The sequence below is a fragment of the Streptomyces sp. NBC_01275 genome, from assembly GCF_026340655.1.
Lineage (GTDB): Bacteria > Actinomycetota > Actinomycetes > Streptomycetales > Streptomycetaceae > Streptomyces.
Map to the genome: position 1 here is coordinate 4,845,253 of NZ_JAPEOZ010000001.1, position 16,828 is coordinate 4,862,080.

At 70.1% G+C, this 16,828-nt stretch carries 13 protein-coding genes and 1 tRNA gene; 7 read left to right on the forward strand and 7 right to left on the reverse strand.

Going from position 1 to position 16,828, the window contains the following annotated elements; translation table 11 throughout:
• Positions 1–9: 9 nt before the first annotated feature.
• Genes OG562_RS21330 through OG562_RS21350 form a run of 5 tightly spaced genes read left to right on the forward strand, consistent with a single transcriptional unit; the run spans position 10 to position 3,446 of the window.
• A complete protein-coding gene (locus OG562_RS21330) occupies positions 10–714 on the forward strand; it encodes a class E sortase (RefSeq protein ID WP_266400111.1) in 705 nt (234 codons plus the stop codon).
• A 16-nt stretch (positions 715–730) separates the two neighbouring features.
• On the forward strand, positions 731–928 hold the full coding sequence (locus OG562_RS21335) for a hypothetical protein (protein WP_266400114.1): 198 nt from the start codon (positions 731–733) through the stop codon (positions 926–928).
• A complete protein-coding gene (locus OG562_RS21340; protein ID WP_266400116.1) occupies positions 925–1,563 on the forward strand; it encodes an aminodeoxychorismate/anthranilate synthase component II in 639 nt (212 codons plus the stop codon). The genes OG562_RS21335 and OG562_RS21340 overlap by 4 nt, the downstream gene beginning before the upstream one ends.
• Positions 1,560–2,672 (forward strand): class E sortase, encoded by a 1,113-nt coding sequence (locus OG562_RS21345; RefSeq protein WP_266400117.1) that lies wholly within the window; start codon positions 1,560–1,562, stop codon positions 2,670–2,672. Before OG562_RS21340 ends, OG562_RS21345 begins: the two co-directional genes overlap by 4 nt.
• Positions 2,673–2,678: 6 nt before the next feature.
• On the forward strand, positions 2,679–3,446 hold the full coding sequence (locus OG562_RS21350) for a class E sortase (RefSeq protein ID WP_266400120.1): 768 nt from the start codon (positions 2,679–2,681) through the stop codon (positions 3,444–3,446).
• A 109-nt stretch (positions 3,447–3,555) separates the two neighbouring features.
• Here OG562_RS21350 and pknB read toward each other — a convergent pair whose 3' ends face one another.
• The 6 genes from pknB to OG562_RS21380 form a co-directional block, all read right to left on the reverse strand.
• On the reverse strand, positions 3,556–5,538 hold the full coding sequence (pknB, locus tag OG562_RS21355; protein ID WP_266400122.1) for a Stk1 family PASTA domain-containing Ser/Thr kinase: 1,983 nt from the start codon (positions 5,536–5,538) through the stop codon (positions 3,556–3,558).
• Between the two features lie 169 nt (positions 5,539–5,707).
• Complete coding sequence (locus OG562_RS21360; RefSeq protein ID WP_266400124.1) at positions 5,708–7,180, reverse strand: penicillin-binding protein 2; 1,473 nt, start codon at positions 7,178–7,180, stop codon at positions 5,708–5,710.
• Positions 7,177–8,619 (reverse strand): FtsW/RodA/SpoVE family cell cycle protein, encoded by a 1,443-nt coding sequence (locus OG562_RS21365; RefSeq protein WP_266400126.1) that lies wholly within the window; start codon positions 8,617–8,619, stop codon positions 7,177–7,179. The genes OG562_RS21360 and OG562_RS21365 overlap by 4 nt, the downstream gene beginning before the upstream one ends.
• A gap of 27 nt (positions 8,620–8,646) precedes the next feature.
• Positions 8,647–10,194, reverse strand: coding sequence for a Stp1/IreP family PP2C-type Ser/Thr phosphatase (locus OG562_RS21370; protein ID WP_266400129.1), 1,548 nt, complete (start codon positions 10,192–10,194; stop codon positions 8,647–8,649).
• A 140-nt stretch (positions 10,195–10,334) separates the two neighbouring features.
• A complete protein-coding gene (locus OG562_RS21375) occupies positions 10,335–10,853 on the reverse strand; it encodes an FHA domain-containing protein (protein WP_266400131.1) in 519 nt (172 codons plus the stop codon).
• Between the two features lie 10 nt (positions 10,854–10,863).
• On the reverse strand, positions 10,864–11,733 hold the full coding sequence (locus OG562_RS21380; RefSeq protein ID WP_266400134.1) for a DUF3662 and FHA domain-containing protein: 870 nt from the start codon (positions 11,731–11,733) through the stop codon (positions 10,864–10,866).
• 439 nt (positions 11,734–12,172) lie between these two features.
• Between OG562_RS21380 and OG562_RS21385 the strand changes: the two genes are divergently transcribed.
• Both OG562_RS21385 and OG562_RS21390 read left to right on the forward strand, forming a co-directional pair.
• Positions 12,173–12,259: transfer RNA gene (locus OG562_RS21385), tRNA-Leu, on the forward strand.
• A 326-nt stretch (positions 12,260–12,585) separates the two neighbouring features.
• Positions 12,586–13,869 carry a histidine kinase gene (locus OG562_RS21390; RefSeq protein WP_266400137.1) on the forward strand — a complete coding sequence of 428 codons (1,284 nt, stop codon included), beginning with the start codon at positions 12,586–12,588 and terminating at the stop codon, positions 13,867–13,869.
• 549 nt (positions 13,870–14,418) lie between these two features.
• Here OG562_RS21390 and OG562_RS21395 read toward each other — a convergent pair.
• Positions 14,419–16,647, reverse strand: a complete 2,229-nt coding sequence (locus OG562_RS21395) for an MMPL family transporter (protein ID WP_266400139.1) — start codon at positions 16,645–16,647, stop codon at positions 14,419–14,421.
• Positions 16,648–16,828 lie beyond the last annotated feature (181 nt).

The following is a 16,828-nucleotide window of genomic DNA, read 5'->3' on the forward strand; positions in this document are numbered from 1 at the left end:
GGGGTGTCGGTGCGGTTAGTCGTCAGGACCGTCAGCGAACTGTGCATCACCGTGGGGGCCGTCATCGTCCTCTTCGTGGTCTATGTGCTGTTCTGGACCGGCGTCCAGGCCGACCGGGTCATGGGCGACCAGATCGACGACCTCCAGAACCAGTGGGCGCAACAGACCGTGCAGCCCACCCCGGCCGCGAGCGCCGGCGGCGCCGGTCCCGGAGCGAGCGCCGCCGCCCCGCCGGCCCCGTACGCCCGCGCCAAGCCCTTCGCGATCATGTACATCCCGCGGCTTGGTTTCACGTGGAACAAGCCGGTCCTCGAGGGCACGGCGACCGGCACCCTCAAGAAGGGCCTCGGTCACTACACGGGCACCGCCCGGCTCGGGCAGGCCGGGAACTTCTCCGTCGCCGGCCATCGGCGCACCTACGGCGACCCGTTCAAGGACTTTCCGGAGCTCAGGCGCGGGGACGCGGTGGTGCTGACGGACGGGACGACCTGGTTCACGTATCGGATCGACAAAGGCCCTTACAAAACCGTGCCCTCGGACGTCGAGGTGATCGACGCTGTGCCACGTAAGTCGGGGTATACGCGTCCGGGCCGGTATCTGACGTTGACCACGTGCGATCCGGAATGGGGGCACAGTCACCGGCTGATCGTCTGGGCGCACCTGGACTCCACACAGCCCGTGGAGGCAGGCGAACCCAAGGCTCTGCGCCGTTAGTCTGGTGGTGTACGGCGTGAGTCAGGTGCCGTGGTGCGACGGAAGGGACGGCATGTACGGCTGGATCTGGCGGCATCTGCCGGGAAACGCCTGGGCGAAGGCGCTGATCTCGCTCGTGCTGGTCATCGCCGTGGTCTACGTCCTTTTCCAGTACGTGTTCCCGTGGGCCGAACCGCTGCTTCCCTTCAACGATGTGACGGTGGACAACCAGTGAGCGCACGCATTCTCGTCGTCGACAACTACGACAGCTTCGTCTTCAACCTGGTCCAGTACCTGTACCAGCTGGGCGCCGAGTGCGAGGTCCTGCGCAACGACGAGGTCTCCACGGCCCATGCCCAGGACGGTTTCGACGGGGTGCTGCTGTCGCCGGGCCCGGGTACGCCCGAGGAGGCCGGCGTCTGCATCGAGATGGTCCGCCACTGCGCGACGACCGGCGTCCCCGTCTTCGGCGTCTGCCTGGGCATGCAGTCGATGCAGGTGGCGTACGGCGGGGTCGTGGACCGTGCGCCCGAGCTGCTGCACGGCAAGACCTCGCTGGTGGAGCATGGGGGCAAGGGCGTCTTCGCGGGCCTGCCGACCCCCTTCACCGCGACCCGCTACCACTCGCTGGCCGCCGAGCCGGAGACGGTCCCGGCCGAGCTCGAGGTGACCGCCCGGACGCACGACGGCATCATCATGGGCCTGCGCCACCGTGAACTGCCTGTCGAGGGCGTGCAGTTCCACCCGGAGTCGGTGCTGACCGAGCACGGCCACCTGATGCTGGCCAACTGGCTGGTGGAGTGCGGGGACCAGGGCGCCGTGGCGAGGTCGGCGGGGCTCGCCCCGGTGGTGGGCAGGGCCACGGCGTGACCGCGCTGCGCCCCGAGCGTGAGGACACGTACGGCGCCGCGCCCTACGAGTCCTTCGGCGGCGATCCGTACGTGGCCGATCCGTACGTCTCTCCGCAGGGTCATGGAGCCTCTCCGCAGGGCGGGGAGTCGTTCGAGGGGCCCATCGACGAGGAGACGGTGGCGCTGCGGATACCGCCGCCGCCGCCCGGGTTCGGCGGCCCCAGATCCGCCTCTGACGCCACAGCAGCCTCTGCCGCCTCCCGTGTCCCTCCGGGCGGCCGGGCGGCCCGCAGAAAGGCCGCCAAGGGCCGTCGTGGGCGTCACGGGGGCGCATCCGAGGAGTTCTCCGCGTCCTCCCAGGCCTCCGCGGCCTCCGCCTTCGAGGCCGACGCGCCGTCGCAGGACGAGCGGCCCCTGTCGCGGATGGAGGCCCGCCGACGGCAGCGGGCGCGCAAGCCGAGCGCGGCCGTGGTCGCCAGCCGGGCGGTCGGCGAGGTGTTCATCACCACCGGCGTGCTGATGCTGCTGTTCGTCACCTACCAGCTGTGGTGGACGAACGTGCGGGCGCACGCGCAGGCCGACAAGGAGGCGAGCAGCCTCCAGGACGACTGGGCGAACGGCAAGGGCGCCCCTGGCGTCTTCTCGCCGGGGCAGGGCTTCGCGATCCTGCACATCCCCAAGCTGGACGTGGTGGTGCCGATCGCCGAGGGCGTCAGCAACAAGAAGGTGCTCGACAAGGGCATGGTCGGCCACTACGGGGAGGGCGCGCTGACCACGGCGATGCCCGACGCCAAGACCGGCAACTTCGGTCTTGCGGGCCACCGCAACACCCATGGCGAGCCGTTCCGCTACATCAACCGGTTGCAGGCCGGCGACGAGATCGTCGTAGAGACGCAGGACGAGTACTTCGTCTACAAGATGACGTCCTCGCTGCCGGTGACCGCGCCGAGCAACACCAGCGTCCTGGACGCGGTCCCGCCGGGCTCGGGTTTCACCGCGCCCGGCCGCTACATCACCCTGACCACCTGTACGCCGGAGTTCACCAGCAAGTACCGGTTGATCGTCTGGGGCAAGATGGTCGAGGAACGGCCGCGCAGCAAGGGCAAGCCGGATGCGCTAGTCGAGTAGGGGCACATGAACGTGGCAGCGACCACCGGCGACACCGAGCAGGCACCGGACGCAGAGGACACGGAGGGCACGGAGGGCACGGTGGCGGGGCCGCCGCGCCGGGGACGGATCGCCTTCGCCGTCAGCGTCTTCGGTGAACTCCTCATCACGGCCGGGCTGGTGCTCGGCCTGTTCGTCGTCTACTCGCTCTGGTGGACGAACGTCGTCGCCGACCGGCACGCGGGCAAGCAGGCCGACAAGGTGCGCGACAACTGGGCCCGGAGCGACAGCGGGCCGGGCGCGCTCGACACCAAGGACGGCATCGGCTTCCTGCACGTGCCGGCGATGAAGAACGGCGAGGTCCTGGTCGAGAAGGGCACCTCGACGTCCGTCCTCGACGACGGCGTCGCCGGCTACTACACCGACCCCGTCAAGGCCACGCTCCCCACCACCGACAAGACGGGCAACTTCACCCTCGCCGCGCACCGCGACGGCCACGGCGCGAAGTTCCACAACATCGACAAGCTGGAGAAGGGCGACCCGATCGTCTTCGAGACGAGGGACGACTGGTACGTCTACAAGGTCTACGCCGTCCTCCCGGAGACCTCGAAGTACAACGTCGAGGTCCTCGGAACGATCCCGGAGGAGTCCGGCAAGAAGAAGGCCGGGCACTACATCACGCTGACCACCTGCACCCCGGTGTACACCTCGCGGTACCGCTACGTGGTCTGGGGCGAGCTGGAGCGGGTGGAGAAGGTGAACGCGGACCGCACTCCGCCGAAGGAACTGCGCTAGCGCAGGGGCTACGGGAAGCGCAGGGGCTACGGGAAAAGAGCGGGGCCCTGCCGGACGTGTTGTCCGGCAGGGCCCTTTTCGTTCGCTGTTCGCTGCTCGACGGGTGCGGCTAGCCGCCGGTGCCGCCGAAGAAGCTGGTTCCGCCGTTGTTGTTGCCGCCGTTGTTGTTGCTGTTGCCGCCTACCGTCACCAGGTTGACCGTCTGGCCCGAGTTCACCGTGCTGCCGGGGCTGGGGTCTGCGCTGAAGACGATGGCGTCGTCGTCGTCCGAGCCGGTGATGTTGCCGACCTGGAGGCCCGCGTTCTCGATCGCCTGCTTGGCGTCCTTCAGCTTCATGCCCTGGAGGTTGGACGGGACCTGGACCTGGCTGCTCTTGCCGATCTGGATCGTGACCGTGGAGCCCTTGTCGGCCTGGGAGCCGATGGACGGGCTGGTCGAGATGACCTTGCCGACCTGGTTCTGGTCCTGGGTGTCGACCTCGACGCAGTTGCCGGTCAGGTTGTTCTGCTGCATCTGCGCCTTGGCCTCGTCGCAGCTCTTGCCCGAGACGTCCGGGACGGTCGCCTTCTCCTCGGCCTTGGCGATGGTGAGGGTGATGGTGGTGCCCTTCTGCACCTCTTCGCCGAGCTTCGGGTCCTGTTCCAGGACGGTGCCCGCCTCCTCGGTGGAGACCTGCTCCTTCGTCTCGACGACGAACCCGTACTTGTCGCCTTCCAGGATCGTCTTGGCCTCGTCGAGCTGCTTGCCCAGGACACTGGGCACGGCCACCTTCGGCGCGCCGGTCGAGACGACCAGGTTGACGGTGTCGCCCTTGTTGACGTTCTGGCCGACCGCCGGGTCCTGCGAGCAGATGTTGCCCTTGGCGGTGCTCTCGCAGGCCTTCTCGGTGAAGACCGCTTTCAGCTCGGAGTTGACGGCCATCGTCTTGGCCTCGGCCTGTGTGTGGTTCACGAAGTTCGGCACCGGGAACGGCTTGTCCGCCGCGCCGCCGCTGGTGACCCACTTGCCGATCAGGACCGCGCCGACCAGCACCAGGACGGCGGCCACCACCAGCAGGATCGTCGAGGCGTTCGACTTCTTCTGACGGCGCCGGTCCGGGCGGTCGTCGTAGCCGAAGCTGCCGTCGTCCGGGTTCATCGGCGGCAGCATCGACGTGGCGCCGGCGTCCGCGGAGCGCATGGCCGTGGTGGCCTGGTCGTCGCCGTAGCCGCCGTAGCCGACCGAGCCCATCGCCGCCGTGGCCGCGACCGGCTGGCCGTCGAGGCAGGCCTCGATGTCGGCGCGCATCTCGTCGGCGGACTGGTAGCGGTAGTTCGGGTCCTTGACCAGCGCCTTCAGGACGATGGCGTCCATCTCGGGGGTGATCTCGGGGTCGAAGACGCTCGGGGGCTGCGGTTCCTCCCGTACGTGCTGGTACGCCACCGCCACCGGGCTGTCGCCGACGAACGGGGGGCGGACCGTGAGCAGCTCGTACAGCAGGCAGCCCGTGGAGTAGAGGTCCGACCGCGCGTCCACCTGCTCGCCCTTGGCCTGCTCCGGGGAGAGGTACTGGGCGGTGCCGATGACCGCGGACGTCTGCGTCATGGTCATGCCGGAGTCGCCCATGGCGCGGGCGATGCCGAAGTCCATGACCTTGACCTGGCCGTTGCGCGTCAACATGACGTTCGCGGGCTTGATGTCACGGTGGACGATGCCGGCTCTGTGCGAGTACTCCAGGGCCTGGAGGATGCCGATGGTCATCTCCAGGGTCCGCTCCGGCAGCAGCTTGCGGCCGGAGTGGAGCAGCTCGCGGAGCGTGGAGCCGTCGACGTACTCCATGACGATGTACGGGATCGAGACCCCGTCGATGTAGTCCTCGCCCGTGTCGTAGACCGCCACGATCGCGGGGTGGTTGAGCGAGGCGGCCGACTGGGCCTCCCGGCGGAACCGGGCCTGGAAGGAAGGGTCGCGCGCGAGGTCCGCGCGCAGCGTCTTCACCGCCACGGTGCGGCCGAGGCGGGTGTCATGCGCGAGGTAGACCTCGGCCATGCCACCACGACCGAGCACATGGCCCAGCTCGTACCGGCCGCCGAGGCGACGCGGCTCTTCCATAGCTACCTACCAGCCCTCTCCGTCGGTCCCGACCGGCACACGTGTGCGGTCGGAGGCTGCCGTCCGGGCATACCGTACCCGGCTCGCTTCCTGTGACCTGGCCAAGCCCGTCACCCGATACAGGACCGGTATCGCAACGTGCACCGATACGTAGGCGACGTGATAGGGGTCACTTCTTGCTGTCGATGACTGCCTTCATCACGTCCCTTGCGATCGGGCCGGCCAGACCGCCGCCGGTGATGTCGCCGCGGTTGGCGGCGCCGTCCTCGACGACGACGGCGACGGCCACCGGCGCGCTGCCGTCGGACAGCTTCGCGTACGAGATGAACCAGGCGTACGGCTTCTCGCTGTTGTTGAGGCCGTGCTGGGCGGTACCGGTCTTGCCGCCCACGATCACGCCGTCGATCTTCGCCTTGCCGCCGGTGCCCTGCGCGTTGCTGACGACGGTCTCCATCATTTCCTGGAGGGCCTGCGCGGTCTTGGACGAGACGGCCTGGGAGAGCTCCTTGGGCTCGGTCGTCTCGATCGTGTCCAGGTTCGCGGCCTTGAGCTCGTCGACCATGTACGGCTTCATCAGCTTGCCGTCGTTGGCGACCGCCGAGGCGACCATGGCCATCTGCAGCGGGGTGGCGCGGTTGGAGCCCTGGCCGATGCCGTCCTGGGCGTTCTGCGGCCGGTTGTCCTCGGGGAAGACGCTCTCGGCGGCGCGCACCGGAGTGTCCAGCTCCTTGTCGTTGAAGCCGAACTTCTTCGCCTGCGCGATCATCTTCTCGTTGCCGACGTTGTCGGCCATCTTCGCGAAGACGGTGTTGCAGGAGACCATGAGCGCATAGCGCAGGGTGGCGTTCTCGCAGGCGCCGTGCTCGTTGGTGAGCTTGGACGAGGACTGCGGCAGCGGGAACGGGTCAGGGGTCTCGGTCTTGTCGTCGATCCCCGCGACCTCCCCGTTCTCCAGCGCCGCGGCGGCGGTGACCACCTTGAACGTGGAGCCCGGCGGGTAGGTCTCGCGCAGCGCGCGGTTGAGCATGGGGTCGTCGGCGTCGTTCTTCTTCTGGACCGCGTTCCAGGCCTTCGCGTCCGTGTCGGAGTTCCCGGCGAACTTCGAGGGGTCGTACGACGGGGTCGACACCAGGGCCAGGATCTTGCCGGTGGACGGCTCGATCGCGGCGACCGCGCCCTTCTTGCTGCCCAGGCCCTCGTAGGCGGCCTTCTGCGCGGCGGCGTTGAGGGTGGTGACGACGCTGCCGCCCTCCTTCTCCTTGCCCGTGATCATGTCGAGCGTGTTGCGGAAGAAGAGCCGGTCGTCGTTGCCGGTGAGGATGCCGTCCTCGAGGTTCTCCAGCTGGGTGGCGCCGAAGGCCTGCGAGGAGTAGCCGGTGACCGGCGCCCACATCGCGCCGTTGGTCCAGGTGCGCTTGTACTTGAAGTCGCCGCTGGTGGTCTCCGTGGAGCCGGTGATGGCCTTGCCGTCGACGATGATGTCGCCGCGCGGAGTGGCGTAGCGGGCGATGTTGACACGGCGGTTGGCGTCGTCGGTGGCCAGGCTGTCGGCCTTGACGTACTGGAGCCAGTTGTCGCGGAGCAGCAGGGTGAGGATCAGCAGGCCACAGAAGATCGCGATCCGGCGCAGGGGCTTGTTCACGGGCGGACCACCTGGGTCATCTCGGCGTCGGGGTTGGCGGCGGGGGCGGGCGCCGGGCGGCGCGCGGTGTCGCTGATTCTGATGAGGATGCCGATCAGCGCCCAGTTGGCGATGACGGAGGAGCCGCCGTAGGCCAGGAACGGCATCGTCATACCGGTGAGCGGGATGAGGCCCATCACACCGCCGGCGACGACGAACACCTGGAGGGCGAAGGCGCCGGAGAGGCCGATGGCGAGCAGCTTGCCGAAGGGGTCGCGGGCGGCGAGGGCGGTGCGCACGCCGCGCTCGACGATCAGGCCGTACAGCAGCAGCAGGGCCATCAGACCGGCCAGGCCCAGCTCCTCGCCGAAGGTGGCGAGGATGAAGTCGGAGTTGGCGGCGAACTTGATCAGCTCGGAGTGGCCCTGGCCCCAGCCGGTGCCGAGGGTGCCGCCGGAGCCGAAGGCCCACAGGGCCTCCATCGCCTGCTCGGAGTGGCCGACGACCTGGTCCTGCGAGAGCTTGTACTCCTTCATCGGGTCGAGCCAGGCCTGGACGCGCTGCTGGACGTGCGGTTCGAAGCTGGCCACGCCGACCGCGCCGGCCGCCGACATCAGCATGCCGAAGACGATCCAGCTGGTCCGCTCGGTGGCGACGTACAGCATGATGACGAACATGCCGAAGAACAGCAGCGACGTTCCGAGGTCGGTCTCGAAGACCAGGATCAGGATCGAGATGAACCAGACGACCAGGATCGGGCCGAGGTCGCGGCCGCGCGGCAGGTAGAGGCCGAGGAAGCGGCGGCTGGCCAGGGCGAGCGCGTCGCGCTTCACCATCAGATAGCCGGCGAAGAAGATCGCCAGGACGATCTTGGCGAACTCGCCGGGCTGGATGGAGAAGCCCGCGACGGAGATCCAGATCTTCGCGCCGTAGATGTTCTGGCCGAGGCCCGGCACCAGCGGCAGCAGCAGCAGGAACAGGGCGCCGACCATCGAGATGTAGGTGTAGCGCTGCAGGACGCGGTGGTCCTTGAGGAAGATCAGCACCACGATGAAGAGCGCGATGCCCAGCGCCGTGTACATCAGCTGCCGGGGCGCGGCCGTGCCCGCCTGCTCGATCCGCTGGAGCAGCTTGGACTGGTCCAGCCGCCAGATGGCGACCAGCCCGAGCCCGTTGAGCAGGGTGGCCAGCGGCAGCAGCAATGGGTCGGCGTACGGCGCGAACTTGCGTACGACGAGATGGGCGACGCCGGCCAGCAGGCCGAGGCCGAGGCCGTAGCTCAGCAGGCCGGACGGCACCTGATCGTTGATCGCGAGGCCCACGTTGGCGTAGGCGAAGACCGGGATCAGGACGGCGAACACCAGGAGCGCGAGCTCGGTGTTGCGCCGGCTCGGCGTGCCGATCGAGCCGATCGTGGACGTGTGATGCGTCGGCGTGGGCGACGTGTTCGTACTGCTCATCGTGTGACAGGGCCTCTCACGGCTTGCCTACTGCTCACCGCACCGCGAGACGACCTTCTGCTCTTCCTCCGAGAGAGTGGGGCCGGGGCTGGGAGTGGCGGTCGCGGACGTGGACGGGGACTGCGAACCCTGCGGGGTCGGGCTCGGTGATGCCTTGGACGTGAGGGATGTGGTGACGGTTCCCGTGGTCGGTGTGGCCTTGCCCGCGGGGGTCTTGGAGCCGGCCGAGGACTTGGTCGCGTCGGTCTTGGGCGCGTTGGCGTCCGTCTGCTTCTTGCACGCGGACGCCTGCACGGCCAGTTCGTCGATCTTCTTTCGGGCGCTGCTCAGGCTGCCTTCGGCGATGGTCGCCTGGACCTGCTTCTGCTGGTACTGCGGGAGGTACTTGAGTTCGATCTCGGGGTGGTCCTTCTCGACCTTCGACAGCGACACCCAGGCCAGGTCCTGGCTGATGCCCCGGTACAGCGCGACGTGCTCGCCGCTGGTGCCGACGTAGTACTGCGTCTGCGTCCAGCGCCAGCCGCCGTACAGGCCGCCGCCGATGACGGCGAGGGCGAGCAGGCTGTAGGCGGACCGCTTGAGCCATCTGCGGCCCGTGCGGGGCTTGACGAAGTCGTCGTCGGTGTAGTCGAGGGAGCCCGCGAAGCCGCCGGTGGGGATGAAGCCGGTGACGTCGCCGGAGCCGGGCGGGCCGAACTCGCCGCCGCCGCCGTGGCCGCGCCGGCCGAGCCCGGAGGCGCGTCCGGCGGGGGTCTGCATGATGCCGTTGTCGTGCAGCTGGAGCTGGTTCTCGGCGACCGCGCCGACCACGACCGGGACGTCGGACAGCTGCCCGGCGAGGGTGTCGCCGGTGTCCAGGTCCAGGACGTCGGCGACGATGACGGTGATGTTGTCGGGGCCGCCGCCGCGCAGCGCGAGCTGGATGAGCTCGCCCACGGTCTCCTGCGGGCCCTGGTAGCTGGCGAGGGTGTCTTCCAGCGTCTGGTGGGAGACGACGCCGGAGAGGCCGTCGGAGCAGATCAGATAGCGGTCGCCGGCCCGCACCTCGCGGATCGAGAGGTCCGGCTCGACGTGTTCGCCGCTGCCCAGCGCCCTCATCAGCAGGGACCGTTGGGGGTGGGTGGTGGCTTCTTCCTCGGTGATCCGGCCCTCGTCGACGAGCCGCTGCACCCAGGTGTGGTCCTGGGTGATCTGGGTCAGGACGCCGTCGCGCAGCAGATACGCGCGCGAGTCGCCGACGTGCACCAAGCCCAGGCGCTGGCCCGTCCACAGCAGGGCGGTCAGGGTGGTTCCCATGCCCTCGAGCTGGGGGTCCTCCTCGACCAGGGCGCGCAGCTGGTCGTTGGCGCGCTGGACGGCGGTGCCGAGCGAGGTGAGGACGTCGGAGCCGGGCACGTCGTCGTCGAGAGCGACGATGGTGGAGATGGCCTCGGAGGAGGCGACCTCTCCGGCGGCGGCGCCGCCCATGCCGTCGGCGATGGCGAGCAGGCGGGGACCGGCGTAACCCGAGTCCTCGTTGCCCTCCCGGATCATGCCCTTGTGCGATCCGGCGGCGAAACGCAGTGACAGACTCATGCGCACCTCGCCCGTCGGCCCCGGGTACAGCCGGTCGTGTCGAGCCACACTGCCCACCCTCCGGTCGGGAGCACGCCGGGGCCCGGGGTGCCGGCCGCCGCCGCGTGCTCGCTCCGCTCGCGCTCACTCATGATGTAGCACTACTTCCGCAGCTCGATGACGGTCTTGCCGATGCGGATCGGCGCGCCCAGCGGGATCGGTGTGGGGGTCGTCAGCCGCGTTCGGTCGAGGTACGTGCCGTTGGTGGAGCCCAGGTCCTCGACGATCCACTGGCCGTCGCGGTCCGGGTAGATCCTGGCATGGCGGCTGGAGGCGTAGTCGTCGTCCAGCACGATCGTGCTGTCGTGCGCGCGGCCCAGGGTGATGGTCTGGCCCTGGAGCGCGACGGTCGTGCCCGTGAGGATGCCCTCGGACACGACCAGCTTCGTCGGGGCGTTACGGCCGCGGCGGCCGCCGGCGGCGGCGGCCTGCTGGCGTTGCTGCGGGGGCGCCTGCTGGCGCTGGGCCTGCTGCGGACGTCCCGCTTCCCGCCGCGAGCCGCGCTGAGTGACGCGCGTTCCGAAGAGGTCGCTGCGGATGACCTGCACGGCCACGATCACGAACAGCCACAGTACGGCCAAGAAACCCAGCCGCATGACCGTGAGGGTCAGCTCTGACATTGCCCCCGCTTCACCCTTCGGCTTGCCTATAGATAACGGTGGTGCTGCCCACGACGATCCGCGAGCCGTCGCGGAGCGTAGCGCGGGTGGTGTGCTGTCCGTCCACCACGATGCCGTTGGTGGAGCCGAGATCCTGGACAGTCGAGGGCGAACCGGTCCGGATCTCGAGGTGCCGGCGGGACACGCCGGGGTCGTCGATCCGTACGTCGGCCTCGGTGGAGCGGCCCAGCACGAGTGTGGCGCGGGAGATCTGATGGCGGGCGCCGTTGATCTCGATCCAGTGCCGGGTGCGCGATCCGGGCTGCGGTGCGCCGGCCAGCCCGCCGCCTGCCGCGCCGGGGCGCTGGGCGCCCGCGGTGGGCGGGTAGCCGTAGCCGCCGGGTCGGGCGCCGGGCGGCGGTGCGGCAGGCATGGGCGGAGCGCCGCCCGCGCCGGCGGGCGGATAGCCGTAGCCGCCGGGGCGCTGACCGCCGGCGGGCGCGCGCTCGGGCGCCTGCTGGTCGGTGGTGGAGGCGAGCGTGCGGCTGCGCACCCGGTACAGGCCGGTGTCGAGGTCGTCGGCCTTCTCCAGGTTGACCTTGATCGGTCCCATGAAGGTGTAACGCTGCTGCTTGGCGTAGTCGCGCACCATGCCGGCGAGCTCGTCGCCGAGCTGGCCGGAGTAGGGGCTGAGGCGCTCGTGGTCCGGCGCGCTCAGCTCCACGATGAAGTCGTTGGGGACGACCGTGCGGTCGCGGTTCCAGATCGTCGCGTTGTTGTCGCACTCGCGCTGGAGCGCTCCCGCGATCTCGACGGGCTGGACCTCGGACTTGAAGACCTTGGCGAAGGTGCCGTTGACCAGACCCTCGAGACGCTGCTCGAATTTCTTCAGGACTCCCATGGGGCACCTCCTCTGTCGTGACTTGCGTCCCGCGTGCTGCTGCTTGCCGTCGTGCCGCTTACCGTGCTGCCGCTTACCTGGTACTGCTTACTGATCGTATCCACGCGCGGGTGAATCGGCTGGTTCCCCCTGTCGGCCCCGTCGGGCTTCTGCCCAGGATCGTAGAGGCGGCAGAGGACCAGTGTCCCGCACCTGACTGTGGACCTTGCCCTGCTCCTGGGGAGACGGCCGCCATAGGTACGAGGTTGATACGTGAACCGGTCGTCGCCGAGACGCAGGGGGTCGCCGGCGGCTCTGCGGCGTGCCTCCGACGTGCCTCCTCCCGTGTCCTCTGCCCTGCCATAAGGGATGTGAACGCACCCTGGACCGCGTGCTAATGTTCTGCATGTCGGAAGGCGCGCCGGGCCGAAAAGCCCACAAGCCGGAGGACACACCCAATGCGCGGGTGGCGGAATAGGCAGACGCGCTGGATTCAGGTTCCAGTGCCCGAAAGGGCGTGGGGGTTCAACTCCCCCCTCGCGCACCAGCCGGAAGCCCCCAGGTCTCAGACCTGGGGGCTTCCGCATGTCTGCCCTGTAAGGGTTCCTGTGAGGAACGTCTCAGGGTCAGAGGCGGTTCCTGGCCGGGTTTTGGCTGGTCCTTCGCCGGTCCGCTGACGGTCCGTTGTCGGTCCTGCGCCGGTCTGCTGACGGTCTGCTGCAAGTCCGCTGCCGGTCTGCTGCCGGTCCGCTGCCGGTCTGCTGCCGGTCCGCAAAGGGGGCCGCTCGTCGATCGACGGTGTAGCCGGCTACACCACGCGCGCGGTGGTCTGCTACCCCGCGTCTGCGCAGGGCGCGACCTAGCGTGGGACACATGGGGAAAACACTCCGGCAGGCTGGGCGAGCCACGGGCCGGCTGGCCCTCGCCGCGCTGATGACCTTCGGCACGTATCTGTTCGTCACCGTGCTGCTGATCGCGGCCATCGGCACGCTCGCCGTCGTCGGCGCGTGGCTGCTGCCCGAGGCGGTGCTGCTGATACGCCGCATCGCCGGCGCCAAACGCCATCAGGTCGCCGCCTGGACGGGCCGGGAGATCCCCGAGGCCTACGAACCGCTCACCGGCACCGTGCGCACCCGCCTGCGCATCGCCGTCCGCGACCCCGGAACCCTCGCCGACCTTCGCTGGATGGCCGCCCACTACGTCTACGGCTGGCTGGTGCTGCTCGCGCTGCCGCTGTGGCCGGCCGCGCTGCTCGTCGACGGCGTACGGTGCGGACTGCTGCGCCGCGCTCCGCTGGTCCTGCCGCTGATCGTCCGGCTCGCCGACACCGAGGCCCGCTGGTCCGCCGCGCTGCTCGCGCCCTCCCCCAAGGCGCGGCTCGCCGCCCGGGTCCGGGCGCTCACCGAGACCCGCGCCGACGCGATCGCCGCGCACGGCGCCGAGCTGCGCCGCATCGAACGCGACCTGCACGACGGGGCCCAGGCCCACCTGGTCGCCCTGTCCATGCGGATCGGGCTCGCCCAGCGGGCCTTCGACCGGGACCCGGACACCGCGCGCCGGCTGATGGGCGACGCCCAGGACCAGGCCGAACAGGCACTGACGGAACTGCGTCACGTCGTACGCGGCATCCACCCGCCGATCCTCACCGACCGCGGCCTCGTCGGCGCGGTACGGGCGCTGGCGGCGAGCAGCGGACTGGATGTCACGGTGCGGGTGGAGGGGCTTGAGGACGGGTGGGGGGCCGTGGGCGCGGGTGGTTCCGGCGGTTCTTCGGGGGGTTCGGGGAGTGGGGGTGGTTCTGGCGGTTCTGGGGGATCCGGGGCTTCGGGAGGATCCGGGGCTTCGGGGGGATCCGGGTCGGTCGGGCTTAGGGCGCCCGCCGCCGTGGAGGCCGCCGCCTACTTCGCCGTGGCCGAGGCGCTGACCAACGTCGCCAAGCACAGTGGGTCGCCGCGGGCGACGGTGGAGCTGGAGCGGCTGCGCGCCGGGCTGCGGGCCGTCGTGTCGGACGAGGGGCTCGGGGGCGCGGACGACGGGGAAGGGTCCGGGCTGCTGGGGATCCGGCGGCGGGTGGCCGCGCTGGACGGCGTGGTGAGTGTGAGCAGTCCCGGCGGGGGGCCGACCAGGATCGTCGTGGAGCTGCCGTGCGTGTGGTGACCGACTGGGGGTGGTGACCGACTGGGGGTGGGGAGGGCGCGGGAGAGCGCGGAGGGTGCGGGAGCGGAGGGGAGTGTGGGAGAGGGAGGTCGCGGTGGGAGCGGCGGCTGGGGGGCTGGGGGCTTGAGGGCTTGCGGGCTGAGGTTGGAGCGCTGGGGGGTTGCGGGTTGGGGCCGGAGACCTGGAGGGGGTAAGGCTGGGGGCTGGGGGCTGGAAGTGGAGGCCCTGGAGGTGCTGGAGGTCCCGGAGGCATGAGGCCTGAAGGCCTGAGGCGTGGGGTGTGAGGCATGTGGCGTGAGGCGTGGGACGCCTGGAGGCCCGTTGGCCCGTTGGCCCGGAGGCCCGGTGGGCGTGTTTCACGTGAAACATGTGCGAAGCCCGCGGGCCCGGCGGCGGAGTCAGGGGAACTCCTGCCGTCGGGCCCGCGGGTTGCGCCGTATCCAGTCCCCACGGGATACGGCGCCGGCGGGGCCGCTGCCCTGAGCGCGGCCCCGGTCTGGGGTGCCGCCCCGGTCCGAGGCACCGTCCTGGTGTTGTCCGGGGAGGGGCCTAGTGGGCGGTGGGGAGGGCCGGTTCGGGCTGTTGGTCGGGCTCGGGCGTGGTCGGCGCCGGGATCTTGTGGCTGAGCTTCTCGCCCTCGACGTCGATGTTCGGGAGGAGGAAGTCCAGCCAGCGGGGGAGGTACCAGGCCTTGTCGCCGAGGAGGGACAGGATCGCCGGGACGATCGCCATGCGGACGACGAACGCGTCGAAGAAGACGGCGATGGCGAGGCCGAAGCCGATCATCTTGATCATCGACTCGCCGGCGCCGATGAAGCCGGAGAACACCGCCATCATGATCAGCGCGGCGGCGACGACGACTCGGGCGCTGTGCCGGAACCCGGAGACCACCGCCTGTCCGGGCCGGTCGCCGTGGACGTACGACTCCCTGATCCGGGAGACGAGGAAGACCTCGTAGTCCATGGCGAGGCCGAAGACGATGCCCACCAGGAAGATCGGCATCAGGCTCATGATCGGGCCGGTCTGCTCCACGCCGAGGAGTTCCGCGCCGTGCCCCTGCTGGAACACCAGGACGACCGAGCCGAGGGCGGCGAGGACGGAGAGGAGGAAGCCGAGGGCCGCCTTGAGGGGCACGAGGAGGGAGCGGAAGACCAGCAGGAGCAGGACGACGGCGAGTCCGACGACCAGGGCGAGGTAGGGGAACAGGGCCGCCTGGACCTTCTCGGCGACGTCGATGTTCAGCGCGGTGGAGCCGGTGACCTCGTAGTGCGCGCCCGCCTTCGCCTCGATGCCGCTCCGCTCGTCGCGGATCAGCTGGACGAGGTCCTTCGTCTTCTCGTCGGTGGGGCTGGTGGACGGGGTGGCGGAGAAGACGGCCGTGTCGCCGGCCTCGTTGAAACGGGCGGGGGAGACGGACACGACGCCGTCGGTGGCCGCGATGTCCTTCGAGATCGTCGCCACGGCCGTCTTCGGGTCGTCGGCGCCCTTCGCGTCCACGACGATGGTCAGCGGTCCGTTGAAGCCGGGTCCGAAGCCGTCGGCGAGGGCGTCGTAGGCGCGGCGCTCGGTGGTGGAGGTCGACTTGGCCTCGTCGCCGGGCATGCCGAGCTGGAGGTCCAGGGCGGGCACGGCGACCGCGCCCAGACCGACGACGCCCAGCAGCAGGACGGGCAGGGGGCGTCGGACGACGAGGCCGGCCCAGCGGCTGCCGCCGTTGTGCGGCTTCAGCGCCTTGCGGCGACTGCGCTTGGAGTTCTTGCGGACGCCCCGGGACAGGACGGCGTTCGGCCAGAAGCCGAGGAGCGCGGGGACCAGGGTCAGGCAGATCAGCACGCCGACGAGGACCGCGCCGGCCGCGGCCAGCCCCATCTTGGTGAGCATCGGGATGCCGACGACCGACAGACCGGCCAGTGCGATCACCACGGTCAGACCGGCGAAGACGACCGCCGAGCCCGCCGTGCCGGCCGCCAGGCCCGCCGCCTCACGGGGCGTGTGGCCCTTGGCGCGTTCCTCGCGGTAGCGGGAGACGACGAACAGGGCGTAGTCGATGCCGCAGGCCAGGCCCAGCATGGTGGCGAGGGTGCCGGTCGTCTCGGACAGGCCGAAGGCCTCGGAGGCCGCCATGATCGTCGCCATGCTCACGCCGACTCCGACGACGGCGGTCAGCAGCGGCAGTCCGGCGGCGGCGAGCGAGCCGAAGGTGAGCAGCAGCACGAGGGCGGCCACGGCGATGCCGATCGCCTCCGCGGAGCCGCCCGCCGACGGCTGGGTGGCCAGCGCGTCCCCGCCGACCTCCACGGTCAGACCCGCGTCCCGGGCCTGGGCTATCGCCGTTTCGAGGTGCTTCTTGGCGGTGTCGGTGAGGTCGGAGGCCTTGGCCTCGAAGGTGACGGTCGCGTAGGCGGTGGTGCCGTCCTCGCTGACGGTCCTGGCCTGGAAGGGGTCGACGGCGGCGGCCACCTGGGACCCGTCGGCGGCCTCGTCGACCAGCTTTTCGACGGCCTTGCGGTTCTCGGCCGCGGTGACCTTCTCGCCGTTCGGCGCGACGAACACGATCCGTGCGCTCGCTCCGTCGGCCGCCGTCCCGGGGAAGCGCTGCTCCAGCAGGTCGAACGCCTTCTGCGACTCGATGCCGGGCATCGTGAAGCCCTCGTCCGAGGCGGTGGGGGCCTTGGCGGCGAGGAAGCCGGCCGCGCCCAGGACGCCCACCCACAACAGGACCACGAACCAGCGCCACCTGTAGGCCGCACGGCCTAGGTGGTAAAGGACAGTTGCCATGGTGGGAGGGCCTCCACATCGGTGGAACGGGGACGTTCGTCTCGGACGTCCTCGCGGACGTTCTTCTCTGGTTGTCCACGATTCCTGCGGGGCCGCGGCGGAACGAGGGGGCGGCCTCCCGGATGAGGGTGTAGCGGGCTACACCATCGGTGACCTGCGTCGCTCGGTTCGGGCGGGGAGT